The sequence below is a fragment of the Pseudomonas persica genome (assembly GCF_900291015.1).
Lineage (GTDB): Bacteria > Pseudomonadota > Gammaproteobacteria > Pseudomonadales > Pseudomonadaceae > Aquipseudomonas.
In genome coordinates, this window is record NZ_OLKL01000051.1 from 116,804 (window position 1) to 140,534 (window position 23,731).

Sequence of the window (23,731 nt, forward strand, 5' to 3'; positions counted from 1 at the left end):
TTGGCTGCCAAGAAAAAACCCGCCCCCAAACGCGGCGCCAGCCGCCAGACGGCGCCGGCCAAGCAGCCGATTCCCGGCTGGGTATGGCTGGCGGTCGGCCTGACCGTAGGCGCGTTCATCGTATTCCTGATGAAGCTCGAGCCCGGTGGCGAAGACATCAAGCGCACCAAACCCGAGCAGCAGAAGCCGGAGAAGGTGGCCGAAGCCGGCAAACCGGTGCAGGCCACCCCGCAGCAGCCGGTGAAGCCGAAGTATGACTTCTACACACTGCTACCGGAGTCCGAGGTGATCGTGCCGCCGGAAGCCGTGCCAGAGAAGACGCCACCAGTTCCGGCCCAGCCGGTGACCCCGGTGACGCCGGCCGAAGCGGCGAAGATCGACACGGCGCGGGCCCAGGCAGCACTGATGGGACAGACCCCGCCACCGGCACCGCCGGTGATCAAGCCGGCGGCGACCACCCAGTTCTTCCTGCAGGCAGGCTCGTTCCGCAAGCAGGCCGATGCCGACAAGGTGCGCGCGCAGATCATCCTGCTGGGGCAGTCGGTGAAGGTGGAGTCGGGCACGGTCAAGGACGAAACCTGGTACCGCGTCCTGGTCGGCCCGTTCAGCAACCGTGAACAGTTGACCGGCGCGCAGAAGCAGCTGGCCGGGGCAGGTTTCAGCAACCTGCTGCTGCAACAGCGGCAGACCCGTCAGTAACCTGCACTCGGGGGCGCATTGCGCCCCCAACCCTCACCGCCGGCCAGCGTTCACCTCGGAAACCTGGCTGTTCAGCGTCCAGAAGTCATACAGCACCCCCACCAGGAACAGCCCGCCGGTAAAGAAGTAGATGATCGCGCTCACCCACTTGCCCTGATACAGCCGGTGCAGGCCAAACACCCCGAGGAAGGTCAGCAGGATCCAGGCGATGTTGTAGTCGACGCGCCCGGACTGGAACCTCAGGTCGGCTTCACGGTCCATGGACGGGATCAGGAACAGGTCGATCAGCCAGCCGATACCCAGCAGGCCCAGGGTGAAGAACCAGATGGTGCCGGTGACGGGCTTGCCGTAATAGAAACGATGCGACCCGGTAAAGCCGAAAATCCATAGCAGGTAGCCAATGGTCTTGCTGTGGGTGTCGTGAAACGGCGCCCCCTGTTGATAACTGTTCATTCATAGCCCCCGTGGGTTATCCGAAAATTTTCTAAAAAAAAATGTGACTTTCTTGTCGCAGGCCGACGTACGGCACCTGGGCAATCGACCAACGGATCAAAGATTGATCAAAAAGCTGTTATAAAGTTGCGCGCCCAACACACAACTATTCATAAGAGCTTCATCTATGCCGCCTTTACTCAAGACATGGCTGACCCTCTGCCTATTATTGCCCCTGGCCGCCCACGCCACCAATCGTGAGCAACGTCTTCCCAATGGTTTCACCGGCTATACCACCAACGCCTCGGTGAGACACGCACCGGTCAAGCAGACCGCGCTGCGCACCCGCCCAAGCAATGCCGCCAGCAGCAGTCGCCGCGTGCCCGGCATGCCGGTCGCAGCCATGTCACCGAAGCAGAGCAGCGATGTGCTCAGCCGTGCGGTGAATGTGCTCGGCACCCCTTATGTCTGGGGCGGCAGCAGCCCGAAGAAAGGCTTCGACTGCAGCGGTCTGGTCAAATACGCCTTCAACGACGTCGCCGACGTCGACCTGCCGCGCACGTCCAATGCCATGGCCCAGGGCCACGGGGTGAAGGTGGCCAAGGGTGACCTGAAACCGGGTGACCTGATCTTCTTCAACATCAAGAGCCGCCGGGTGAACCACGTTGCCATCTACCTGGGCAACGACCGCTTCATCCATGCACCACGCCGTGGCAAGCGGGTAAGCATCGACACCCTGAGCAAGCCTTACTGGCAGAAGCACTACGTGGTGGCCAAACGCGTACTGCCGAAAGAACAGCAGCAGCTGAACCTGGCCAAGCGCTGAGCGGACCGGCGCTTTCCTGTCCGGGCCTCTTCGCGGGTAAACCCGCTCCCACAGGTACACCACAGCATTCGAAGGCTGTGTTATCCATGTGGGAGCGGGTTTACCCGCGAAAGGGCCAGCACAGGCACTATAGATCGCTGATCAGCCCCCTCTCCTTCAACCCTCGCAATGCCCCCTCCATAGTCCGCATCCCCTCCGCACCACCCGCCTGCATCACCGAACACAGCTGCGCCATCCGCCCTTCCCGAACCAGGTTGCGCACCGCTGGCGTCACCACCAGCACTTCCCGCGCTGCAACCCGCCCACCGCCCGCACGCCTTACCAGCACCTGTGCCACCACCAGCCGCAACGACTCCGCCAGCATCATCCGCACCAGGGGCTTCTCTTCGGCAGCGAACACCTCCACCAACCGGTCAATGCTGTTGACCGCCGAACGCGTATGCACGGTCGCCAGCACCAGGTGCCCGGTCTCGGCCGCGCGCAAGGCCAGGCGAATGGTTTCCAGGTCGCGCAGCTCACCGATCATGATCACATCCGGATCCTGGCGCAGGGCACTGCGCAGCCCCTGGGCGAACCCGCCGCAATGGCGGCCAATCTCACGCTGGTTGACCAGGCTGCGCTGGCTGCTGTGGATAACCTCGACAGGGTCTTCGAGGGTGATGATATGCAGTGCCCGATCACGGTTCAGCTGGTCGAGCAGCGTCGCCAGGGTGCTGGACTTGCCGCTACCGGTCGGCCCACCCACCAGGATCAAGCCATCGCGGCACTGCGCAACAGCTTGAAACACATCCCTCAGGTCGAGTTCATCGAGCGTGGCGATGCGCCCCGGGATCAGGCGAAAGGTAGCCGCAGGGCCATTCAACTGACGGAACAGGTTCAGCCGAAAGCGACCGAGCACGGGCAACTCCAGCGACAGGTCCAGTTCATCACCCTGGGTCCACTGCCGACGCTGGTCTTCATCCAGCATGGGTGTCAGGCCATCGATCAAGGCGGCCGAGCCCAAGGCCGGCAGGGCCATGCGCTGCAGTTCGCCATCCAGGCGCAACATCGGTATCTGCCCCGCTGCCAGGTGCAGGTCGCAAGCCCCCGCATCCACGGCCCGGGCCAACAGGTCGGTCACATCCATGAGACTCCCCAAAGGCCTTCAAGTAGGTAGAATGCCGCAAACCCTACAGCCGCCGGCATCAGTCCATGTCCACCCTAGCAGACAACCTTTCCGCTATTTCCGCCCGTATCGCCAGCGCTGCCCAGGCTGCCGGGCGCGATCCGGCCAGCGTCCAGTTGCTGGCCGTGAGCAAGACCAAGCCAGCCAGCGCCATCCGCGAGATCCACGCCGCTGGCGTGCGCGATGTCGGGGAAAATTACCTACAGGAAGCGCTGACAAAGCAGCAGGCACTCAGCGACCTGCCCTTGATCTGGCACTTTATCGGCCCCATTCAGTCGAACAAGACCAAAGCCATCGCCGAGCATTTCGACTGGGTACATTCCGTGGACCGCCTGAAAATCGCCCAACGCCTGTCGGAGCAGCGCCCGGCCGGGCTGGCGCCACTGAACATCTGCCTGCAGGTGAACGTCAGCGGCGAAGACAGCAAGTCCGGCTGCGCCCCCACCGACCTGCCGGCCCTGGCCAAGGCGGTAGCCGCGCTGCCCAACCTGCGCCTGCGCGGGCTGATGGCCATCCCCGAACCCACCGATGAGCGCGCCGCCCAGGAAGCCGCCTTCGCCACCCTGCACCAGTTGCAGGAAGGCCTGGGCCTTGGTCTGGACACCCTGTCCATGGGCATGAGCCACGACCTGGAAGCGGCCATTGCACAGGGTGCGACCTGGGTGCGTATCGGTACCGCCCTGTTCGGTGCCCGCGACTACGGGCAGCCCTGATTCCATGCTTTACTCACTCTTTCCCACAAGGACCTGACATGAGCAAGACTCGTATTGCCTTTATCGGCGCCGGCAACATGGCCGCCAGCCTGATCGGTGGTCTGCGTGCCCAGGGCCTGGACGCCTCGCAGATCCGCGCCAGCGACCCGGGCGCCGAGACCCGCAGCCGCATCCAGGCCGAGCACGGCATCGAAACCTTCGAGAATAACGCCCAGGCCATCGATGGCGCCGACGTCATCGTGCTGGCGGTCAAGCCGCAGGTCATGAAAGCCGTGTGCCAGGCCCTGCAACCGAACCTGCAGGAAGGCCAGCTGATCGTTTCCATTGCCGCCGGCATCACCTGCGCCAGCCTGCAAAGCTGGGTCGGCGCTCGCCCGGTGGTACGCTGCATGCCCAACACCCCGGCACTGCTGCGCCAGGGCGTGAGTGGCCTGTACGCCACCGCCGAAGTGTCCGACGCACAGCGCGAGCAGGCCGAGCAACTGCTGTCGGCCGTGGGCACCGCCCTGTGGCTGGAACAGGAGCAGCAACTGGACGCCGTGACTGCCGTTTCCGGCAGCGGCCCGGCGTATTTCTTCCTGCTGATCGAAGCCATGACCGCGGCGGGCGAAAAGCTTGGCCTGCCACGTGAAACCGCCTCCCAGCTGACCCTGCAGACAGCCCTGGGCGCCGCGCGCATGGCGGTTGCCAGCGATGTCGATGCCGCCGAACTGCGCCGCCGTGTCACCTCGCCTGCCGGCACCACCGAAGCGGCAATCAGGTCGTTCCAGGCCAGCGGCTTCGAAGCCATCGTCGAACAGGCGCTGCAGGCCGCGGCCACACGCTCCGCAGAGCTGGCCGAACAACTGGGCAAATAAGGAGCCATAGATGAATGCACTGTCCGGCGCCGCGATCTTCGTGGTGCAAACCCTGGTCAGCCTGTATCTGGTGATCGTCCTGCTGCGCTTCGTCCTGCAGCTGGTCAAAGCCAACTTCTACAACCCACTGTGCCAGTTCGCCGTGCGTGCCACCCAACCGCTGCTCAAGCCGATCCGTCGGCTCATCCCCAGCGTCGGCGGGCTGGATACCTCGTCGCTGCTACTGTCGGTGGTCCTCCAGGCGCTGCTGATGGCCTTCGTGCTGATGGTCACCTATGGCACCTTCGGTGACATCCTGCACTTGCTGATGTGGGCGATCATCGGTATCACCTCGTTGTTCCTGAAGATTTTCTGGGTGGCGATGATCGTCATGGTGATCGTGTCCTGGGTTGCCCCCAACAGCCACAACCCCGCAGCCGAACTGGCCTACCAGATCAGCGAGCCGGTGCTGGCACCGTTCCGCCGCATCGTGCCCAACCTGGGCGGCATGGACATTTCGCCGATCTTCGCCTTCCTCGCAATCCAGGTAATCCAGTCGTTCGTCATGCCGCCACTGGCCGCCTACGCCGGCATGCCACAAGAGCTGTGGCGGATGATCTGAGCCTTACCTGACCTTGGTTGCTTCCAGCGGCAAGCCTTTGCTTGCCGCTGGGGGTAGCGCTCTTTAGACTTACGCCTCCGTCAAGCGTGAGCAGGGTCGATGTCCACAGTCTTTCCCGAAGATTCCGTCGGTCTGGTAGTACCGCAAACCGCCCGGTTCGATGAACCGCTGGCCCTGGCCTGTGGCCGTTCCCTGGCCAGTTATGAACTGGTCTACGAGACCTATGGCACCCTGAACGCCAGCGCGAGCAACGCCGTGCTGATCTGCCATGCCCTGTCCGGCCATCACCATGCCGCTGGCTACCATGCCGCCACCGACCGCAAGCCGGGCTGGTGGGACAGCTGCATCGGCCCTGGCAAGCCGATCGACACCAACCGTTTCTTCGTGGTCAGCCTGAACAACCTCGGCGGCTGCAACGGCAGCACCGGTCCCAGCAGCGTCAACCCGGCCACCGGCAAGCCCTATGGCGCCGACTTCCCGGTGCTGACCGTGGAAGACTGGGTACACAGCCAGGTGCGCCTGGCCGAGCGCCTGGGCATCCAGCAGTGGGCCGCGGTGGTCGGCGGCAGCCTGGGCGGCATGCAGGCGCTGCAGTGGACCATCAGCTACCCCGAGCGCGTGCGCCATTGCGTCGACATTGCCTCGGCGCCCAAGCTGTCGGCACAGAACATCGCCTTCAACGAAGTGGCGCGCCAGGCCATCCTCACCGACCCCGAATTCCACGGTGGTTCGTTCCAGGACCAGGGCGTGATCCCCAAGCGCGGCCTGATGCTGGCGCGCATGGTCGGGCACATCACCTACCTGTCCGACGACTCGATGGGTGAAAAATTCGGCCGTGAGCTGAAAAGCGACAAGCTCAACTACGACTTCCACAGCGTCGAATTCCAGGTCGAGAGCTACCTGCGCTACCAGGGCGAGGAGTTCTCCGGGCGTTTCGACGCCAACACCTACCTGCTGATGACCAAGGCGCTGGACTACTTCGACCCGGCTGCCGCCAAAGGCGGCGACCTGGCGGCCACCCTGGCCGACGTCAAGGCGGATTACTGCATCATGTCGTTCACCACCGACTGGCGCTTCTCCCCGGCCCGCTCGCGCGAGATCGTCGACGCCCTGATGGCCGCACGCAAGAACGTCTGCTACCTGGAGATCGACTCGCCTTACGGGCACGATGCCTTCCTGATCCCCACACCTCGCTACATGCAGGGTTTCTCGAACTACATGAACCGCATTGCCATCTGAGGACAGCATGAGAGCCGATCTGGAAATCATCCACGACTGGATCCCCGCCGGCAGCCGGGTACTCGACCTGGGCTGCGGCAGCGGCGAGCTGCTGGCCTCGCTGCGCGACCGCAAGCAGGTCACCGGCTATGGTCTGGAGATTGATGCCGACAACATCGCCGCCTGCGTGGCCAAGGGCGTCAACGTCATCGAGCAGGACCTGGACAAGGGCCTGGGCAACTTCGCCAGCAACAGTTTCGACGTGGTGATCATGACCCAGGCCCTGCAGGCCGTGGAGTACCCTGACCGCATCCTCGACGAGATGCTGCGCGTGGGCCGCCAGTGCATCATCACCTTCCCCAACTTCGGTCACTGGCGCTGCCGCTGGTACCTGGCGACCAAGGGCCGCATGCCGGTATCGGACTTCATGCCGTACACCTGGTACAACACGCCGAACATCCACTTCTGCACCTTCGCCGACTTCGAAGAGCTGGTGCACGAACGCCGCGCCAAGGTGCTCGACCGCCTGGCGGTCGACCACTTGCACCGCAACGGGTGGGGTGGCCGGCTTTGGCCTAATCTTCTAGGTGAGATCGGCATCTACCGCGTCAGCAGCCCGGGCCTGCAAGAGCATCAGCTCGCGGTCTGACGCCCACCGGAGGAATCATCCCATGCGTCGCCTAGCCCTGTTCCTGATCAGCCTGTGCCTGGCCCTGCCGGTACTGGCTGCCGATGCCGCCCGCCCCGAGCGCAAGGAAGTATTTGGCGACGTGACGGTGCACTACAGCGCGTTCACCTCGAGCATGCTGACACCGGAGGTGGCCGCGGCCACCGGCCTGGTCCGCAGCAAGAACCAGGGCGTGCTCAATATTGCCGTGCTCAAGGCCAACAAACCCGCCATGGCGGTGGTCAGCGGCACGGTCAAGGACCTGACCGGGCGCAGCAGCCCGCTGTCGTTCAAGCAGATCACCGAACAGGGCGCGGTGTACTACATTGCCCAGTTCAAGATCGACCAGCCAGAAACCGTCACCTTCGACCTGAATATCGAAACCGGCGGCATCAGCAACTCCCTCAGCTTCAATCAGGACGTTTTCCCAGGCGAATGATGAATTTCCAGCAACTCGTATTGGCCAGCCACAACGCCGGCAAACTCAAGGAACTCCAGGCCATGCTCGGCGCCTCCGTGCAGCTGCGCTCGATCGGCGAGTTCAGCCAGGTCGAGCCGGAAGAAACTGGCCTGTCGTTCGTCGAGAACGCCATCCTCAAGGCGCGCAACGCTGCACGCATTTCCGGCCTGCCGGCCCTGGCCGACGATTCGGGCCTGGCGGTGGACTTCCTCGGCGGCGCGCCGGGCATCTACTCGGCGCGCTATGCCGACGGCAAGGGTGACGCGGCGAACAACGCCAAGCTGCTCGAAGCGCTGAAAGACGTGCCTGAAGCCGAGCGCGCTGCGCAGTTCGTCTGCGTCCTGGCACTGGTGCGCCATGCCGACGACCCGCTGCCGATCCTGTGCGAAGGCCTGTGGCACGGGCGCATCATGTTCGAGGCCAGCGGCGAGCACGGCTTTGGCTACGACCCGCTGTTCTGGGTCCCGGAGCGCAGCTGCTCCAGTGCCGAGCTGGCCCCTTCGGACAAGAACCAGCTCAGCCACCGCGCGCGCGCCATGGCCCTGCTGCGCCAACGTCTGGGCCTGGCATGATCGAAACGCTGTCCACCCCCGGCGCGGCGGGCTTCACCAGCCTGCCGCCGCTGGCGCTGTACATCCATATCCCGTGGTGCGTACGCAAATGCCCTTACTGCGACTTCAACTCCCACGCTGCCGGGCCTGAACTGCCGGAAGACGCCTACGTCGCTGCCCTGCTGACCGACCTCGACCAGGAGCTGGCTGCCGTGCAAGGCCGGCCGATCAGTTCGATCTTCTTCGGTGGCGGTACCCCCAGCCTGTTCAGTGCCGACGCCCTGGGCCGGCTGCTGCGCGGCGTGGAGCAACGCATCCCGTTCGCGCCGGACATCGAAATCACCCTGGAGGCCAACCCGGGCACCTTCGAGCAGGACAAGTTCAAGGCCTACCGGCAGACCGGCATCAACCGCCTGTCCATCGGCGTGCAGAGTTTCCAGCCGGCCAAGCTGCAGGCGCTCGGGCGTATCCACAATGGCAACGAAGCGGTCCGCGCCGCCGGTATGGCGCGCGCCGCCGGTTTCGACAACTTCAACATGGACCTGATGCACGGCCTGCCCGACCAGTCGCTGGACGACGCGCTGGGCGACCTGCGCCAGGCCATCGACCTGGGGCCCACGCACCTGTCGTGGTACCAGCTGACCGTGGAGCCGAACACGGTGTTCTGGAACCAGCCACCCGAGCTGCCCGAGGACGACATCCTCTGGGACATCCAGGAGGCCGGCCAGGCGCTGATGGCCGCACACGGCTTCCGTCAGTACGAGGTTTCGGCCTACGCTCAGGCGGGCCGCGCCGCACGGCACAATCTCAATTATTGGCGCTTTGGCGACTTCATCGGCATCGGTGCCGGTGCCCACGGCAAGCTGACCTTCGCCGACGGGCGCATCCTGCGCACCTGGAAGACCCGCCTGCCCAAGGACTACCTGAACCTGGCCAAGCCGTTCAAAGCCGGCGAGAAGCTGCTACCGGTGGACGAACTGCCGTTCGAGTTCCTGATGAACGCCCTGCGCCTGACCGATGGCGTGGAAGCCGAACTGTTCACCCAGCGCACCGGATTACCGCTGCAACAGCTGCGCGAAGCCCGCCGCGCCGCCGAACAAAAAGGCCTTTTGCAGGTCGAACCGGATCGACTGGTGGCCACGCCAAGGGGCCAGTTGTTCCTCAATGACCTGCTGCAGTATTTCTTGACCTAAGGATGACCCATGGATCTGGTACTTGATCTGCTCGCGACGGTTTCCCGCTGGAGCCGCAGCAACCTGTCGGAGATTTCACTGGCCTTGGTAGGCTGCCTGCTGGTGCTGTTCGGCACCGATATCAAGGGCTGGGTGGAACAGCGCCTGGGCGGCCTGGCGGGCGCCCTGCGCGTACCGTTCATGGCCTTGCTGGTAATGATCGGCAGCGGTGCGGCGCTGATCTACGCCACACCTTGGGTGGTGAAAGGGCTGAGCCAGTTCAACAACTACGCGCTGGCGCCAGTGCTGCTGGTAGTGCTGGTGCTGATCGGCGTGGTGGCGGATCGTCGCGGCTGAGCCATTTGCGCCAGGCGAGCATGCAGTCGCCTACAAAAAAAAACCGCCCTTCTCAAGGCGGTTTTTTTTCGCCTGCATTTCTACAGGCATCAGCATATCGAAAGGCCGTGTCAGCCGATCAATCCACCTTCTCGAACTTCAAATCCCAAACCCCATGCCCCAGCCGCTCACCGCGGCGTTCGAACTTGGTGATCGGGCGCTCTTCCGGCCGTGGCACGTAGGTACCGTCAGGCGCACGGTTGCGATAGCCCGGGGCAGCGCTCATCACTTCCAGCATGTACTCGGCATACGGTTCCCAGTCGGTAGCCATGTGGAACACGCCACCGGGCTTGAGCTTGCGTCGTACCAGCTCGGCGAACTCCAGCTGGACGATGCGGCGCTTGTGGTGGCGCGCCTTGTGCCAAGGGTCGGGGAAGAACAGCATCAGCCGGTCGAGGCTATTGTCCGCCACGCAGCGGTTCAGCACTTCGATGGCGTCGCAGTCATACACCCGCAGGTTCTTCAGCCCCTGAGTCAGCACGCCGTTGAGCAGCGCGCCAACACCCGGGCGGTGTACTTCCACACCGATGAAGTCCTGCTCAGGTGCGGCAGCGGCCATTTCCAGCAGGGAATGGCCCATGCCGAAGCCGATCTCCAGGGTGCGCGGCGCCGAACGGCCGAACACCTGGTCGTAATCCACCGGGCTGTCGGCCAGCGGCAGGATGTACAGCGGGCCGCCCTGCTCCAGGCCACGTTGCTGGCCCTCGGTCATGCGCCCGGCGCGCATCACGAAACTCTTGATGCGGCGGTGCGGGCGGGCTTCGCCGTCGGGGGTGATCGGCGTATCGTGCGATTCAGTCATCAGGGGCTCTTACTTGATCAGACCATCCAGCGGCGAAGAGGCGCTGGCATAGAGTTTCTTCGGCATACGGCCGGCCAGGTAGGCCATGCGACCGGCGACGATGGCGTGCTTCATGGCCTCGGCCATCAGCACCGGCTGCTGGGCGTGGGCAATGGCCGAGTTCATCAGCACCGCTTCGCAGCCCATTTCCATGGCAATGGTGGCGTCGGACGCGGTACCCACACCGGCATCGACCAGCACTGGCACCTTGGACTCTTCGAGGATGATCTGCAGGTTGTAGGGGTTGCAGATACCCAGGCCGGTACCGATCAGGCCTGCCAGCGGCATGACCGCGATGCAGCCGGCTTCGGCCAGCTGGCGGGCGATGATCGGGTCGTCGCTGGTGTAGACCATCACATCGAAACCGTCCTTGACCAACACTTCGGCGGCCTTGAGGGTTTCGATCACATTGGGGAACAGGGTTTTCTGGTCGGCCAGCACTTCCAGCTTGACCAGGTTGTGGCCATCCAGCAGTTCGCGGGCCAGGCGGCAGGTGCGCACAGCTTCGACCGCGTCGTAGCAACCAGCGGTATTCGGCAGGATGGTGTAGCGGTCCGGTGGCAGCACATCGAGCAGGTTCGGCTCGCCCGGGTTCTGGCCGATGTTGGTGCGGCGCACGGCAACGGTGACGATCTCGGCACCCGAGGCCTCGATGGCCAGGCGGGTCTCTTCCATGTCACGGTACTTGCCGGTACCGACCAGCAGGCGCGACTGGAAAGTACGCCCGGCCAGGGTGAAGGGCTTGTCGCTACGAACGTTGCTCATGGTTGTTCCTCGGGAAAAGGTTGCTGGGCTTGCAGGTGAATCGCCGGCCAGAATCAGCCGCCACCGATGGCGTGGACCACTTCGACCTGGTCGCCGTCGTTCAACAGCGTGCTGTCGTGCTGACTACGCGGCACGATATCCAGGTTCAGTTCCACCGCGACACGGCGCCCGGTCAGCTCCAGGCGGGCCAGCAGGGCCGCGACGCTTTCGCCAGCGGGCAATTCGTAAGGTTCACCGTTCAGTTGAATGCGCATGCGCACGGCCACCATTGTTCTTTGGGGGCCCGCATTCTAGCGCTGAACCGCCCTGCAACCCAAGGGCGCTGCACGCCATTAGTCGCGATTGTGGACCACCCGGTCAGCCCAGCCGCCAGGCTGCCAGGCCCAGGCACAACCAGCCGGCGAGGAAACACAGGCCACCAATCGGGGTGATGATGCCGAGCTTGCCCAGGCCGCTGAGCGTCAGCAGGTACAGGCTCCCGGAAAACAGCACGATCCCCAGGGCAAACAGGCCGCCAGCCCAGCCGACCAGGCGCCCTGGCAGGTGTACGGAGAGCACGGCGACGGCAAAGATCGCCAGGGCATGCACCAACTGGTAGCTCACACCAGTCTGGAAGATTGCCAGGTAGTCGGCGGTCAGTCGGCTCTTCAGGCCGTGGGCGGCGAAAGCGCCCAGGGCGACACCGGTGAAGCCGAAAAAGGCGGCAAGCATCAGGAAGCTGCGAAGCATGGGACGACTCCTTGGATCGGGTCTGTATAATGGCCCCTTCCACCCGTACGGCCAAGCCATCGCCATGCTGCCAACCCTTCTCCGCCGCCTCTCTCGCGCCCTGCTCTGGTTCGCTGCCGGCAGCATCGTGCTGGTGCTGGTGTTCCGCTGGGTGCCACCACCCGGTACGGCGCTGATGGTCGAGCGCAAGGTGCAGTCCTGGGTGAATGGCGAGCCGCTCGACCTGCAGCGCGACTGGGAGCCGTGGGAGAACATCTCCGACGATCTCAAGGTCGCGGTCATCGCTGGCGAGGACCAGAAGTTCGCCAACCACTGGGGCTTCGACATCCCGGCCATCCAGGCGGCGCTGGCCTACAACGAGCGCGGCGGCAGCATTCGCGGTGCCAGCACCCTGACCCAGCAGGTGGCCAAGAACCTGTTCCTGTGGTCCGGACGCAGCTGGTTTCGCAAAGGGCTGGAGGCCTGGTTCACCGCATTGATCGAGCTGTTCTGGTCGAAGGAGCGGATTCTCGAGGTCTACCTGAACAGTGCCGAATGGGGCAAAGGTGTGTTTGGCGCCCAGGCGGCAGCCCGCTATCACTTTGGCATCGATGCCAGCCGGCTTAGTCGCCAGCAGGCGGCGCAGTTGGCGGCAGTACTGCCGAGCCCGATCAAGTGGAGCGCCAGCCGCCCGAGCGCTTATGTGGCCAGCCGGGCCGGCTGGATTCGCCGGCAGATGAGCCAGTTGGGTGGGCCCAGCTACCTGATGCAGCTCGACTCGTCTCGAAAGCTTTGAATGCTGTGCCGGGCTCTTCGCGGGTAAACCCGCTCCCACAGGTTCGGCACTGTCCCTGAGACTTGTGCATTACCTGTGGGAGCGGGTTTACCCGCGAAGGGGCCAGAGAAGCCAACACAAACAAAAAAGCCGCTCACCCGATCAGGGGCCAGCGGCTTTTCCTTGCAGCCAGGGCTAGATCAGACCGCGATCAGCGCCTTGACCTTGTTCATCGCATTCTTCTCCAGCTGGCGAATCCGCTCAGCCGAAACGCTGTACTTGTCCGCCAGCTCATGCAACGTGGCCTTCTCTTCGGCCAACCAGCGCTGGTAGAGAATGTCGCGGCTACGTTCGTCCAGCCCTTGCAGCGCTTCGTGCAGGTTGCTGGTGGAGTTGTCGCTCCAGTCGGCATCCTCCAGCTGCACAGCCGGGTCGTAACGGTGGTCTTCCAGGTAATGCGCAGGCGACTGGAAGGCGCTGTCGTCGTCAGCTTCCGCTGCCGGGTCGAAAGCCATGTCCTGGCCGCTGAGACGGCTTTCCATCTCGCGCACTTCACGCGGTTCCACGCCAAGGCTTTCCGCCACGCGGTGGACTTCGTCGTTGTTCAACCAGGCCAGGCGCTTCTTCTGGCTGCGCAGGTTGAAGAACAGCTTGCGCTGGGCCTTGGTGGTGGCCACCTTGACGATGCGCCAGTTGCGCAGGATGAACTCGTGGATTTCTGCCTTGATCCAGTGCACGGCGAAGGACACCAGGCGCACGCCCATTTCCGGGTTGAAGCGCTTGACGGCTTTCATCAGGCCGACGTTGCCTTCCTGGATCAGGTCGGCCTGGGCCAGCCCGTAGCCGGCATAGCTACGGGCGATATGTACGACGAAACGCAGGTGGGCCATCACCATTTGACGAGCGGCCTCGACGTCCTGCTCATAATAGAGACGCTCGCCCAGATCACGCTCCTGCTCGACAGTCAGCAGCGGGATGCTGTTGACCGTGTGCACATAGGCTTCCAGGTTTGCACCGGGCACCAGGGCATAGGCAGGTTGCAACGATGTGGTCATTCAAGAACCTCCGACTTACCAAACTCGCACCTTGTGGGCGCTGCCAACATTGACCTGGAACGACGGTACAAGTTCCATAGTGAAGAATTTGTCAATGCTGGCACGTAAAAACTATCGCGGTGCCAGCTCGTTCAGGTGGCGGGCCACTGCGATCCATGCACCGATATACCCCAACAGCACCGCTCCGATCAAGAGCGACAGACCATCGGACGCCGGCACCCCGCCCAGGGCGAAGTCGCTGCCGTACAGCCCGGAAAGCCCTACCACCGCCTCGTTCAGCCAGTTCAGGCCAAATGCCAGGATACCCCATGCAATCACGCCCGCACCCAGGCCGTACAGCGCGCCCATATACAGGAAAGGCCGGCGTACGTAGGCGTCGGTGCCACCGACCAACTTGATCACTTCGATCTCGGTGCGACGGTTTTCAATGTGTAGACGAATTGTGTTACCGATTACTAACAGCAATGCAGAAATCAACATCACGGCCAGGCCGAAGACGAAGCGGTCACCCAGCTTGAGGATGGCCGCCAGGCGCTCGACCCACACCAGATCAAGCTGCGCCACTTCCACCCGTGGCAGCTCCGACAGGCGCTGACGCAAGGCTTCCAGGGCCGGCTTGTCGACTTCGGTCGGGGTCACCACCACCACCCCGGGCAGCGGGTTGTCAGGCAGTTCACGCAAGGCTTCGCCCAGGCCGGACTGCTGCTGGAACTCCTCCAGCGCCTGCTCGCGGCTGACATACTGCGCGTCGGCCACACCGGGCATGCCCTTGATCTCGTCGCGCAACGCCTCACCTTCGCGGCTGCCGGCATCGAGCTTGAGGTACAGCGAAATCTGCGCGGCACGCTGCCACGAGCCGCCAAGCTGCTCAACGTTCTTCAGCAGCAACGACAGGCCCATGGGCATGCTCAGCGCCACCGCCATCACCAGGCAGGTGAAGAAGCTGCCGATCGGCTGCTTACCCAGGCGACGCAGGCTGTCGGCCATGCTGGCACGGTGGCTTTCCAGCCAGGCATGCAGCAGCGTGCGGAAATCAGGGCCGTCATCGTCGTCGCGCTTTTTCTTCGCCGGTTGCGGGTCAGCCGGTTTCGGCGCAACCCGCTCGGAAACCTTCGGCGTACGTGTAGTGCTCATTGCCCGGCCTCCCCATCGCCGATCAAGCGGCCGCGCTGCAAGGTCAGCATGCGGTGGCGCATGCGCGCAATCAGTGCCAGGTCGTGGCTGGCGATCAATACCGTGGTACCCAGGCGGTTGATGTCCTCGAACACGCCCATGATCTCCGCGGCCAGGCGCGGGTCGAGGTTACCGGTGGGCTCGTCGGCCAGCAGCAGGGCGGGCTGGTGAACGATGGCGCGGGCGATACCCACCCGTTGCTGCTGCCCGGTGGACAGGTCGGCCGGGAACAGCTCGCCCTTGTCGGCCAGCGACACACGCTCCAGCGCCGAGTCCACGCGCTTGGCGACCTCGGCCTTGGACAGGCCGAGAATCTGCAACGGCAAGGCGATGTTGTTGAACACCGTGCGGTCGAACAACAGTTGGTGGTTCTGGAACACCACGCCGATCTGTCGGCGCAGGAACGGGATCTGCGAATTGCTGATCTGGCCCAGGTCCTGCCCGGCCAGCATCAGCTTGCCACTGGTCGGGCGTTCCATGGCCAGCAGCAGGCGCAGCAAGGTGCTCTTGCCCGCGCCCGAGTGGCCGGTGACGAACAGGAATTCGCCCCGGCGCGCCCGGAAACTCAGCTCATGCAAACCCACATGACCATTGGGGTAGCGCTTGGCAACCTGTTCGAATCGGATCATGGTCAGTCTCGCTCGGCGAACAGAGCCTTGACGAACGGCTCGGCTTCGAAGGTACGCAGGTCGTCGATGCCTTCACCGACACCGATGAAGCGGATCGGCAGCTTGAACTGCTTGGCCAGGGCGAAGATCACCCCCCCCTTGGCCGTGCCGTCCAGCTTGGTCAGGGCCAGACCGGTCAGTTCGACGCTCTGGTTGAAGTACTTGGCCTGGCTGATGGCGTTCTGGCCGGTGCCGGCATCGAGCACCAGCAGCACCTCGTGCGGCGCCTCGGCATCGAGCTTGCCGATAACCCGGCGGACCTTCTTCAGCTCTTCCATCAGGTTGTCTTTGGTATGCAGGCGGCCAGCGGTGTCGGCGATCAGCACGTCGACGCCACGGGCCTTGGCGGCCTGTACCGCATCGAAGATCACCGAAGCGGAGTCGGCGCCGGTGTGCTGGGCGATCACCGGGATCTGGTTCCGCTCGCCCCACACCTGCAGCTGCTCGACCGCCGCGGCACGGAAGGTGTCACCCGCAGCCAGCATCACTTTCTTGCCTTCGAGCTGCAGCTTCTTGGCCAGTTTGCCGATGGTGGTGGTCTTGCCGGCGCCGTTCACACCGACCACCAGAATCACATAGGGCTTGTTCTGCGCCTGCACCAGCAGCGGCTGCTCGACCGGGCGCAGCAGCGCAGCCAGCTCTTCCTGCAGCGACTTGTACAGGGCATCGGCGTCGGCCAGCTGCTTGCGGGCAACCTTCTGGGTCAGGTTCTGGACGATGGTCGAAGTGGCTTCCACGCCAACGTCGGCGGTCAGCAGGCGGGTTTCGATTTCGTCGAGCAGGTCGTCATCGATGACTTTTTTGCCCAGGAACAGGCTGGCCATGCCCTCGCCGATGCTGGCGCTGGTCTTCGACAGGCCCTGCTTGAGGCGGGCGAAGAAGCCGGGCTTGGCCTGCTCGGCCTGCGCGGCGACCGGGGCAGCAGGCGCTGGTGCGGGGCGTTCCGGGATGGCGGGCGGCGCTTTCGGCTCCAGATCCGGCACCAGGGCCACGGGCTCTTCGGCAACCGGTAGCACCAGGTTGCTGACCGGCGCGGCCGGCTCGACCACCGGGGCCGCCTCGACAGGGGTCGGCTCGACCGGGGGCGCCTGCAAGGGCATGGACGCGACCGGCTCCGGGGCAGGTGCCACCAGCGGCCGGGACGCGACCGGCTCGGGCTCAGGGGCCTGCAACGGCTGGGAAGCAACCGGTTCGGGGACGGGGGCCTCGACTACCGGGGACTGGGCGGATGCGGCGACCTGCTGGGGTTCAGTCAGCTGCGGGGCCGCAGGGGCCTGAACGGGTTCGGCCTGCGGCGCTGCGGCAGCAGATCCCTCCACCGGAGCGGCTGCAGGCTGCTCGACGGCGGGGGTTTCATTCGCGGGCAAGCCCGTGCCCACAGGTTGCTGCGGTTTCTTGCGAAACCAGCTGAACAGGCCTTTCTTCTCACCAGCCTCGGCCGGCGCTTTTTTGTCGTCGTTGGAACCAAACATGGAAGACGGCTATCTCAGGGTAGCGATGGGCCAGCTATGGCGCATCGGGAATTCTCTCTACGCAGAACAGACTATCTTGAAGCCGGCTGGTTCATGCGCAACGTTTTGTCTTAGTGTCCTGCGGGCCAGAACGGCGACAGGCATGGTCGCCAGGCAACCGGATCAGTATCCTAGCACCTCCTGGCCCGCCGACGCTAAACCCAGCGGGCCGTCGAACAGGTTAAACACCGTATGAATGCTCTAGCCCGCCGCGCCGCTGGCCTGTTGCTCGGCACGCTCTGCCTGCCGCTCACGGCCTTCGCCGCCGATGTGCAACCCACCCACGAATTCATCCTCGACAATGGCCTGAAAGTGGTCGTGCGCGAGGACCATCGCGCCCCGGTGGTGGTCTCGCAGATCTGGTACAAGGTTGGCTCCAGCTACGAAACCCCGGGCCAGACCGGCCTGTCCCACGCGCTGGAACACATGATGTTCAAGGGCAGCGCCAAAGTCGGCCCCGGCGAGGCCTCGCGCGTGCTGCGTGACCTGGGCGCCGAGGAAAACGCCTTCACCAGCGACGACTACACCGCCTATTACCAGGTGCTGGCCCGCGACCGCCTGCCGGTGGCCCTGGAGCTGGAGGCCGACCGCCTGGCCAGCCTGCGCCTGCCGGCCGACGAATTCAGCAAGGAAATCGAGGTAATCAAGGAAGAACGCCGCCTGCGTACCGACGACCAGCCCAATTCGAAGGCATTCGAGCTGTTCCGCGCCATGGCCTACCCGGCCAGCGGTTATCACACCCCGACCATCGGCTGGATGGCCGACCTGGAGCGCATGAAGGTCGAGGAACTGCGCCACTGGTACGAATCCTGGTATGCCCCCAACAACGCCACTCTGGTAGTGGTCGGCGATGTCACCGCCGATGAGGTCAAGGGCCTGGCGCAGAAGTACTTCGGCAGCATCCCCAAGCGCCCGGTGCCGCCGGCCAAGTTGCCGCTGGAACTGGCCGAGCCCGGCCTGCGCCAGCTGACCCTGCATGTACGGACCCAACTGCCAAGCCTGATCTACGGTTTCAACGTGCCGGGCCTGGCTACCGCCAAGGACCCGCGCACCGTGCACGCCCTGCGCCTGATCTCGGCACTGCTCGACGGCGGCTACAGCGCCCGCATGCCGGCCCGTCTTGAGCGTGGCCTGGAGCTGGTGGCCGGTGCTTCGTCCAGCTACAACGCTTTCACCCGCGGCGACAGCCTGTTCCTGATCTCGGCCACGCCGAACGTGCAGAAGCAGAAAACCCTCGCCGATGTCGAAAAAGGCGTGTGGCAGCTGCTGGACGAACTCAAGAGCACCCCGCCCAGCGCCGAAGAGCTGGAACGCGTACGCGCCCAGGTCATCGCCGGCCTGGTCTACGACCGCGACTCCATCAGCAGCCAGGCCACCACCATCGGCCAGCTGGAAACCGTCGGCCTGTCCTGGAAGCTGATCGACAGCGAGCTGGACGAGCTCAAGCGTGTCACCCCGCAGGACATCCAGAACGCCGCGCGCACCTACTTCATCCGCGAACGCCTGAGCGTTGCCCATGTTTTGCCCGAGGACTCCGCTCATGAGTGATCGCCGCGCCCCACGCCCAACCCTGCTGGCCACGGGCATTCGCGCCCTGGCGCTGGCAGCCGTGCTGGCCACCCCGGCCATGGCTGACAGCGCCGCCAAGGCCGACAACAATGCAGCCCGCCCGGCCAACACCTTGCAGTCGCTGGCCGAACTGGATGGCAAGGCGCCCAGCCGGCGCCAGCTGAACATCCAGCACTGGAACACTGCCGAAGGTGCCCGGGTGCTGTTTGTCGAAGCCCGCGAACTACCGATGTTCGACCTGCGCGTCACATTCGCCGCCGGCAGTAGCCAGGACGGCGGCACGCCAGGCCTGGCAGCACTGACCAACGCCATGCTCAACGAGGGCGTGGCCGGCAAGGACGTGACCGCCATCGCCGAAGGCTTCGAAGGCCTGGGTGCGGACTTTGGCAATGGCTCCTACCGCGACATGGCCGTGGCCTCGCTGCGCAGCCTCAGCGCCAAGGACAAGCGCGAGCCGGCGCTCAAGCTGTTTACCGAGGTGGCCGGCAAGCCGAGCTTCCCCGAAGACGCCCTCAAACGCATCAAGAACCAGATGTTGGCCGGCTTCGAGTACGAGAAGCAGAACCCCGGCAAGATCGCCGGCAAGGCGCTGTTCGCCAACCTCTACGGCGACCACCCCTACGCCCACCCCAGCGACGGCACCGCAGAGAGCATCAACGGTATAACCCTGGCACAGCTGCGTGCCTTCCACGCCAAGGCCTACACCGGCGGCAACGCAGTGATCGCCCTGGTCGGCGACCTCAGCCGCGCCGAAGCCGAAAGCATTGCCGCCCAGGTCTCTGCCGGCCTGCCCAAGGGCCCGGCACTGGCTGCACCCGCCCTGCCTGCGGAGGCCAAGGCAGGCCTGACCCACATCGACTTCCCGTCGAAGCAGACCCACCTGATGCTGGCCGAGCTGGGTATCGACCGTCAGGACCCGGACTGGCCAGCGCTGTCGCTGGGCAACCAGATCCTCGGTGGCGGTGCCTTCGGTACCCGGCTGATGAGTGAAGTGCGTGAGAGGCGCGGCCTGACCTATGGCGTGTACTCGGTGTTCAGCCCGATGCAGGTGCGCGGCCCGTTCATGATCAACCTGCAGACCCGTGCCGAGCTCAGCGAAGGCACGCTCAAGCTGGTGCAGGGCATTCTCGCCGACTACCTCAAAAACGGCCCTACCCAGCAAGAGCTGGACGATGCCAAGCGCGAACTGGCCGGCAGCTTCCCGCTGTCCAATGCCAGCAACGCCAGCATCGTCGGCCAGCTGGGCGCCATTGGCTTTTACAACCTGCCGCTGACCTGGCTGGAGGACTTCATGCAGCAGTCCCAGGCGCTTACCGTCGAGCAGGTCAAGGCCGCCATGAACAAACACCTGTCAGCCGATAAACTGGTGATCGTCACCGTTGGCCCGAAAGTGCCACAGAAACCGCTGCCTGCACCCACTGACAAGCCCTCCGAGCAGCCGCTCGGGGTACCGGAGCACTAATGCCAAGATCCACCCCTCCCGCCCGCCCACAAACGGGCCAAAGCAAGGGCCAGGGCCACCTGCGCATCATCGCCGGCGAGTGGCGCAGCCGCCGCCTGGCGGTACCGGAAGGCGAAGGCCTGCGGCCAACGCCCGACCGCGTGCGCGAAACCGTCTTCAACTGGCTGGCCCCCTATATCGAGGGCGCCCGTGTGCTGGACGCCTTTACCGGCAGCGGCGCCCTGGTGCTCGAAGCCTTGTCCCGCGGAGCCAAAGACGCCGTGGCGCTGGACAGCAACCCGGTGGCCATCGCCAACCTGAAGAACAACCTCGAGATCCTGCGCTGCCCGCGCGGGCAAATCCTGCAAACCGATGCCCTGCGCTACCTGCAGGGCCCGGCCAAGCAGCAGTTCGACGTGGTGTTCCTCGACCCACCGTTCCACCAGGACCTGCTGGCCAACACCTGCAACCTGCTGGAGCAGAACCAGTGGCTGCATGAGCAGGCCTGGGTCTATACCGAAAGCGAGAGCGCTCCATCAACCTTGCAACTGCCGGGCAACTGGCGCCTGCACCGCGAGAAGAAAACCGGCCAGGTACATTACGCGCTCTGGCAGCGGGGCTAACTATGTAGCGCTACCTGCGTGGCCATTTCGCTGAAGCTGTTGCGGTTCACTGCAACCGGAGCACTTCAGCAATGGCATTGGCGTCCCCCATCGGCATCGAAGAGATCAACGCCGGGCTAGCGTCCGTCGCGTCCGCCGCCCCCTCGCAACTGCAGCATTTCACCTTGGACAACGGCTTGTCGGTCTACCTGCGACAAGACCACAGCACCCCGTTGGTCGCAGTTCAGCTCTGGTGCCACGTAGGCACCAGCTATGAACCTGCGGGCCACACCAACCTCTCCCACGTTCTGGAGCACCTGGTTTTCGAAGGCAGCAGCAAACTGGCGGCCGGCCAATACAACCGGGTGATCGCGCGCCTTGGTGGTTACACCAATGCCACCAGCCACGTCGATGGTACGGCATTCGAAATGCTGCTACCGGCCTCTCGTTTGCCTATCGGCCTTGAGATCATGGCCGACGCAATGAGCACCGCGACGTTTGCGCAAGCCGAAATGGAACAGGGTGTCAAAGCGGTCGAGGACGAGCGCCGGCTCAACTTCGATAGCAATGTGAAAGAGCAAGCCTACAGCCAACATGAAACGCTGGCCCATGGAAGCAGCCCTTATGCACGAGACGGGTATGCTTTTCCCGCAGACCTGAGCAATATCAAGCTCGAAACGCTACGAAGCTGGTACAACACCTGGTATCACCCCAACAACGCCACGCTGGTAGCGGTAGGTAACGTCGATCTGCCAACGCTCCAGCTGCATGTATCTCGGTACTTCGCTGGTTTATCCAGGGCTCCAATAGCCCAACAACCTGTGCCTCACCACGACGCACGCCTTGAACAACGCATACACACCGTGGCCCTGCCAGGATTACGGGACGGCGTATGCATGTCATTCAACGTACCGGGTTGCGCCACCGCCCCCGACGCAACAACAGTGTCTACCCTGGAGCTGATTTGCGAATTGCTCGGCAAAGGCTCCAGCTCCCTGTTGTATGGCAACCTGGAACGCACGCAACGACTGATTTCAAGCGTGAGGGTGAGTTACGAGCCACTGGTACGTGGCGACACGCTACTGACGATCAACGCCTTGGTGAACACCAGCAACGGGACGCATGAGCAAGCTGCAGAGGCGGTTTATCAGGTTATCGATGAGCTCCGACTCACGCCCCTGCCAACCGAGGCGCTGGATCGCGCAAAGCTGCGGATGCTCGCGCGGCGGCTGTTCAGTCTCGACGAACTTGAGCAGCAGGCCGAGCACATAGGCGCAGCCGCTGCTGCTGGAGTCTCCCCTTCGAGAATCGATGAGCAAAGCCGAATCGTCCACGATCTGGACAGCGTCACGGTGCAGAAAGTGGCGACTGACTACCTGGGGCGCGAACGGCTGACCATCACTTACCTTCGACCAGGAGCAGCCGCATGAACGTTGACCAAAGCCTTACAACACGTCCATTGATTTGCGCTGGCCCGGCCACCGACACCGCGCTTGCAGCCATGGCAAACCTGCAATCGACCCATGGTATGGAACTTGGCAAGGTACCGCCCCTGCAAGGCGAAGCACAGTATTGGCAGACGCAGGAAGGCACCAGGGTCAGCTTTATCGCCTCTCATGACCGCCCGATGTTCGACCTGGTACTGCGCTTTCGCGCCGGCAGTGTTCTGGATGGCGCCGACCCAGGGCTCGCTGCCCTCGTGCTCTATAGCCTCGATCAAGGTACCGGGCAGCTCGAGGCAGACGGGTTTGCGGAGCAAATGGAGGGCCGGGGCGCAGTACTGAGTACAACCATCAGCAAGGACAGTGCCGTCGTCACCCTGCGCTGCCTCAGTCTGCCAGCCTTACGTAACAGCGTGATGCAGTTGCTCACGGAGATGCTCGCACGCCCAGCGTTCAGAGCACCCGATGTAGAAAAAATCCGTGAACGGCTGAACTTCGTGCGTTCTGCGCAAGCGCGGCACCCGATTATGCAGCTGGTTGAAACGACCGGGGCACATGTCTTCGAAGGCCATCCCTACGCGACAAAGTCCAGCCCAGGCAGTATCAGCAACATCAGCGATGAAAAGTTGAGGTCTTTCCATCAGCGAGCCTACTCGGCGAACAACCTGGACATAGGGCTGGTGGGGGACCTGCAGCGTGAAGAAGCCGAGCAGCTGATCGACAACCTCGTTCGCGCCCTGCCCCAACAGTGGGCCGCGCAAGCGCTGCCGCCGGTAACCCCGCACTCTCCCCTTGTGCAACACCTGGAGCGCCCAGATGTTACGACCAATGCCATGCTGACCGTTGCATCGAGGGTGACGGCCGGCGACACGGTGTTCCCTGCGCTGACGCTACTGAATGCAATTCTGGGCGGTGGCTACGAGTCGCGCCTGATACAAGAGCTGCGTGTCCAACGCAGTCTGACCTATTCCATTGGGTCGGCAATGGTGCCAAATGACGCCGGGAGCCTGTTGCACATCCTCTGGGATACCGAGCCGCAATACCGTGACGCGGCAGTTGCGCTGGTGACAAACATGATGACCTGCCTTGGCGAACGCGGCCCTAGCCAAGCTGAATTCGACACAGCCTTGAACCAGCACGCCGCCGAAATGCATCGAAAGCTGTCCAATAAAGCGAGCTTGGCCAAAGCACTTGCGACTTACAGCCATCAACGTTTACCGGCAAACCATCTCGCCACCTATCTCGACAAGCTCAGCGCGCTGACTCCCGCCAACCTGCGCGAAGCCGCGCAAGTCTGGCTGAAAAATGCGCCGCAGGTGTGCGTCACCATAGGTCCTGACACCGAGCAGTTGCCTTTGCCCAGCCCATCACCGCTCGACCAATAGCGCAGGTACAGGGGCGCTGTTTCATGGCACTCTAGGCAG

At 63.8% G+C, this 23,731-nt stretch carries 27 protein-coding genes; 17 read left to right on the forward strand and 10 right to left on the reverse strand.

All coding sequences use genetic code 11. The features are described from left to right. Entirely contained in the window at positions 1 to 699 is a 699-nt protein-coding gene (locus FQ664_RS24335) for an SPOR domain-containing protein (protein ID WP_144175488.1), read from the forward strand. 33 nt (positions 700 to 732) lie between these two features. Here FQ664_RS24335 and FQ664_RS24340 read toward each other — a convergent pair whose 3' ends face one another. Beyond that, positions 733 to 1,152: an NINE protein gene (locus FQ664_RS24340; RefSeq protein ID WP_144175489.1), complete on the reverse strand. Its 420-nt coding sequence runs from the start codon at positions 1,150 to 1,152 to the stop codon at positions 733 to 735. Positions 1,153 to 1,318: 166 nt separating this feature from the next. Here FQ664_RS24340 and FQ664_RS24345 point away from each other — a divergent pair, with 166 nt between their 5' ends. Continuing rightward, entirely contained in the window at positions 1,319 to 1,957 is a 639-nt protein-coding gene (locus FQ664_RS24345; protein WP_144175490.1) for a C40 family peptidase, read from the forward strand. 127 nt (positions 1,958 to 2,084) lie between these two features. Here the strand turns inward: FQ664_RS24345 and FQ664_RS24350 are convergent, their stop codons facing one another. Further along, entirely contained in the window at positions 2,085 to 3,083 is a 999-nt protein-coding gene (locus tag FQ664_RS24350; protein WP_144175491.1) for a type IV pilus twitching motility protein PilT, read from the reverse strand. A 65-nt stretch (positions 3,084 to 3,148) separates the two neighbouring features. On the opposite strand from FQ664_RS24350, the gene FQ664_RS24355 reads away from it, so the two are divergent. The 9 genes from FQ664_RS24355 (at position 3,149) to FQ664_RS24395 (ending at position 9,718) form a co-directional block, all read left to right on the forward strand. Then, a complete protein-coding gene (locus tag FQ664_RS24355) occupies positions 3,149 to 3,835 on the forward strand; it encodes a YggS family pyridoxal phosphate-dependent enzyme (RefSeq protein ID WP_144175492.1) in 687 nt (228 codons plus the stop codon). Between the two features lie 38 nt (positions 3,836 to 3,873). After that, entirely contained in the window at positions 3,874 to 4,692 is an 819-nt protein-coding gene (proC, locus tag FQ664_RS24360) for a pyrroline-5-carboxylate reductase (protein ID WP_144175493.1), read from the forward strand. Positions 4,693 to 4,702: 10 nt separating this feature from the next. Beyond that, complete coding sequence (locus tag FQ664_RS24365; RefSeq protein WP_144175494.1) at positions 4,703 to 5,293, forward strand: YggT family protein; 591 nt, start codon at positions 4,703 to 4,705, stop codon at positions 5,291 to 5,293. Between the two features lie 99 nt (positions 5,294 to 5,392). Next, positions 5,393 to 6,532: a homoserine O-succinyltransferase MetX gene (gene metX, locus FQ664_RS24370; RefSeq protein ID WP_144175495.1), complete on the forward strand. Its 1,140-nt coding sequence runs from the start codon at positions 5,393 to 5,395 to the stop codon at positions 6,530 to 6,532. Positions 6,533 to 6,539: 7 nt separating this feature from the next. Next, positions 6,540 to 7,160, forward strand: coding sequence for a methionine biosynthesis protein MetW (gene metW, locus FQ664_RS24375; protein WP_003249106.1), 621 nt, complete (start codon positions 6,540 to 6,542; stop codon positions 7,158 to 7,160). 22 nt (positions 7,161 to 7,182) lie between these two features. Further along, entirely contained in the window at positions 7,183 to 7,617 is a 435-nt protein-coding gene (locus FQ664_RS24380; protein WP_003257823.1) for a DUF4426 domain-containing protein, read from the forward strand. After that, entirely contained in the window at positions 7,614 to 8,210 is a 597-nt protein-coding gene (gene rdgB, locus FQ664_RS24385; RefSeq protein WP_144175497.1) for an RdgB/HAM1 family non-canonical purine NTP pyrophosphatase, read from the forward strand. Before FQ664_RS24380 ends, rdgB begins: the two co-directional genes overlap by 4 nt. Next, the gene (hemW, locus tag FQ664_RS24390) at positions 8,207 to 9,382 is read left to right on the forward strand and encodes a radical SAM family heme chaperone HemW (protein ID WP_144175498.1); all 1,176 of its coding nucleotides are present in this window, start codon (positions 8,207 to 8,209) and stop codon (positions 9,380 to 9,382) included. Before rdgB ends, hemW begins: the two co-directional genes overlap by 4 nt. Positions 9,383 to 9,391: 9 nt before the next feature. Next, positions 9,392 to 9,718, forward strand: a complete 327-nt coding sequence (locus tag FQ664_RS24395) for a DUF3392 domain-containing protein (protein WP_003257821.1) — start codon at positions 9,392 to 9,394, stop codon at positions 9,716 to 9,718. A 118-nt stretch (positions 9,719 to 9,836) separates the two neighbouring features. Here FQ664_RS24395 and trmB read toward each other — a convergent pair whose 3' ends face one another. The 4 genes from trmB to FQ664_RS24415 form a co-directional block, all read right to left on the reverse strand. Next, complete coding sequence (trmB, locus tag FQ664_RS24400; RefSeq protein WP_144175500.1) at positions 9,837 to 10,559, reverse strand: tRNA (guanosine(46)-N7)-methyltransferase TrmB; 723 nt, start codon at positions 10,557 to 10,559, stop codon at positions 9,837 to 9,839. A 9-nt stretch (positions 10,560 to 10,568) separates the two neighbouring features. Next, complete coding sequence (locus FQ664_RS24405; RefSeq protein WP_013974625.1) at positions 10,569 to 11,363, reverse strand: thiazole synthase; 795 nt, start codon at positions 11,361 to 11,363, stop codon at positions 10,569 to 10,571. A gap of 53 nt (positions 11,364 to 11,416) precedes the next feature. After that, complete coding sequence (gene thiS / locus FQ664_RS24410) at positions 11,417 to 11,617, reverse strand: sulfur carrier protein ThiS (RefSeq protein ID WP_003257817.1); 201 nt, start codon at positions 11,615 to 11,617, stop codon at positions 11,417 to 11,419. Positions 11,618 to 11,720: 103 nt separating this feature from the next. Continuing rightward, a complete protein-coding gene (locus FQ664_RS24415; protein ID WP_144175501.1) occupies positions 11,721 to 12,092 on the reverse strand; it encodes a DUF423 domain-containing protein in 372 nt (123 codons plus the stop codon). 64 nt (positions 12,093 to 12,156) lie between these two features. Here FQ664_RS24415 and mtgA point away from each other — a divergent pair, with 64 nt between their 5' ends. Continuing rightward, positions 12,157 to 12,867: a monofunctional biosynthetic peptidoglycan transglycosylase gene (mtgA, locus tag FQ664_RS24420; protein ID WP_144175503.1), complete on the forward strand. Its 711-nt coding sequence runs from the start codon at positions 12,157 to 12,159 to the stop codon at positions 12,865 to 12,867. Positions 12,868 to 13,046: 179 nt separating this feature from the next. On the opposite strand, the gene rpoH is transcribed toward mtgA, so the two are convergent. From rpoH to ftsY, 4 genes are all read right to left on the reverse strand, one after another. Next, complete coding sequence (rpoH, locus tag FQ664_RS24430; protein WP_015272155.1) at positions 13,047 to 13,901, reverse strand: RNA polymerase sigma factor RpoH; 855 nt, start codon at positions 13,899 to 13,901, stop codon at positions 13,047 to 13,049. Between the two features lie 111 nt (positions 13,902 to 14,012). After that, entirely contained in the window at positions 14,013 to 15,035 is a 1,023-nt protein-coding gene (gene ftsX, locus FQ664_RS24435) for a permease-like cell division protein FtsX (protein WP_144175505.1), read from the reverse strand. Next, entirely contained in the window at positions 15,032 to 15,703 is a 672-nt protein-coding gene (gene ftsE / locus FQ664_RS24440; protein WP_013974630.1) for a cell division ATP-binding protein FtsE, read from the reverse strand. Before ftsE ends, ftsX begins: the two co-directional genes overlap by 4 nt. 2 nt (positions 15,704 to 15,705) lie before the next feature. Continuing rightward, positions 15,706 to 17,214, reverse strand: coding sequence for a signal recognition particle-docking protein FtsY (gene ftsY / locus FQ664_RS24445; RefSeq protein ID WP_144175507.1), 1,509 nt, complete (start codon positions 17,212 to 17,214; stop codon positions 15,706 to 15,708). Between the two features lie 231 nt (positions 17,215 to 17,445). On the opposite strand from ftsY, the gene FQ664_RS24455 reads away from it, so the two are divergent. The 5 genes from FQ664_RS24455 (at position 17,446) to FQ664_RS24475 (ending at position 23,692) form a co-directional block, all read left to right on the forward strand. Continuing rightward, positions 17,446 to 18,801: a M16 family metallopeptidase gene (locus FQ664_RS24455; RefSeq protein ID WP_144175509.1), complete on the forward strand. Its 1,356-nt coding sequence runs from the start codon at positions 17,446 to 17,448 to the stop codon at positions 18,799 to 18,801. Then, positions 18,794 to 20,284 carry a M16 family metallopeptidase gene (locus tag FQ664_RS24460; protein ID WP_144175511.1) on the forward strand — a complete coding sequence of 497 codons (1,491 nt, stop codon included), beginning with the start codon at positions 18,794 to 18,796 and terminating at the stop codon, positions 20,282 to 20,284. The genes FQ664_RS24455 and FQ664_RS24460 overlap by 8 nt, the downstream gene beginning before the upstream one ends. Then, the gene (gene rsmD / locus FQ664_RS24465; RefSeq protein WP_144175513.1) at positions 20,284 to 20,886 is read left to right on the forward strand and encodes a 16S rRNA (guanine(966)-N(2))-methyltransferase RsmD; all 603 of its coding nucleotides are present in this window, start codon (positions 20,284 to 20,286) and stop codon (positions 20,884 to 20,886) included. Before FQ664_RS24460 ends, rsmD begins: the two co-directional genes overlap by 1 nt. Positions 20,887 to 20,957: 71 nt before the next feature. Beyond that, positions 20,958 to 22,295, forward strand: coding sequence for a M16 family metallopeptidase (locus tag FQ664_RS24470; RefSeq protein ID WP_144175515.1), 1,338 nt, complete (start codon positions 20,958 to 20,960; stop codon positions 22,293 to 22,295). Continuing rightward, on the forward strand, positions 22,292 to 23,692 hold the full coding sequence (locus tag FQ664_RS24475) for a M16 family metallopeptidase (RefSeq protein WP_144175517.1): 1,401 nt from the start codon (positions 22,292 to 22,294) through the stop codon (positions 23,690 to 23,692). The genes FQ664_RS24470 and FQ664_RS24475 overlap by 4 nt, the downstream gene beginning before the upstream one ends. The last annotated feature ends 39 nt before the right edge of the window (positions 23,693 to 23,731 follow it).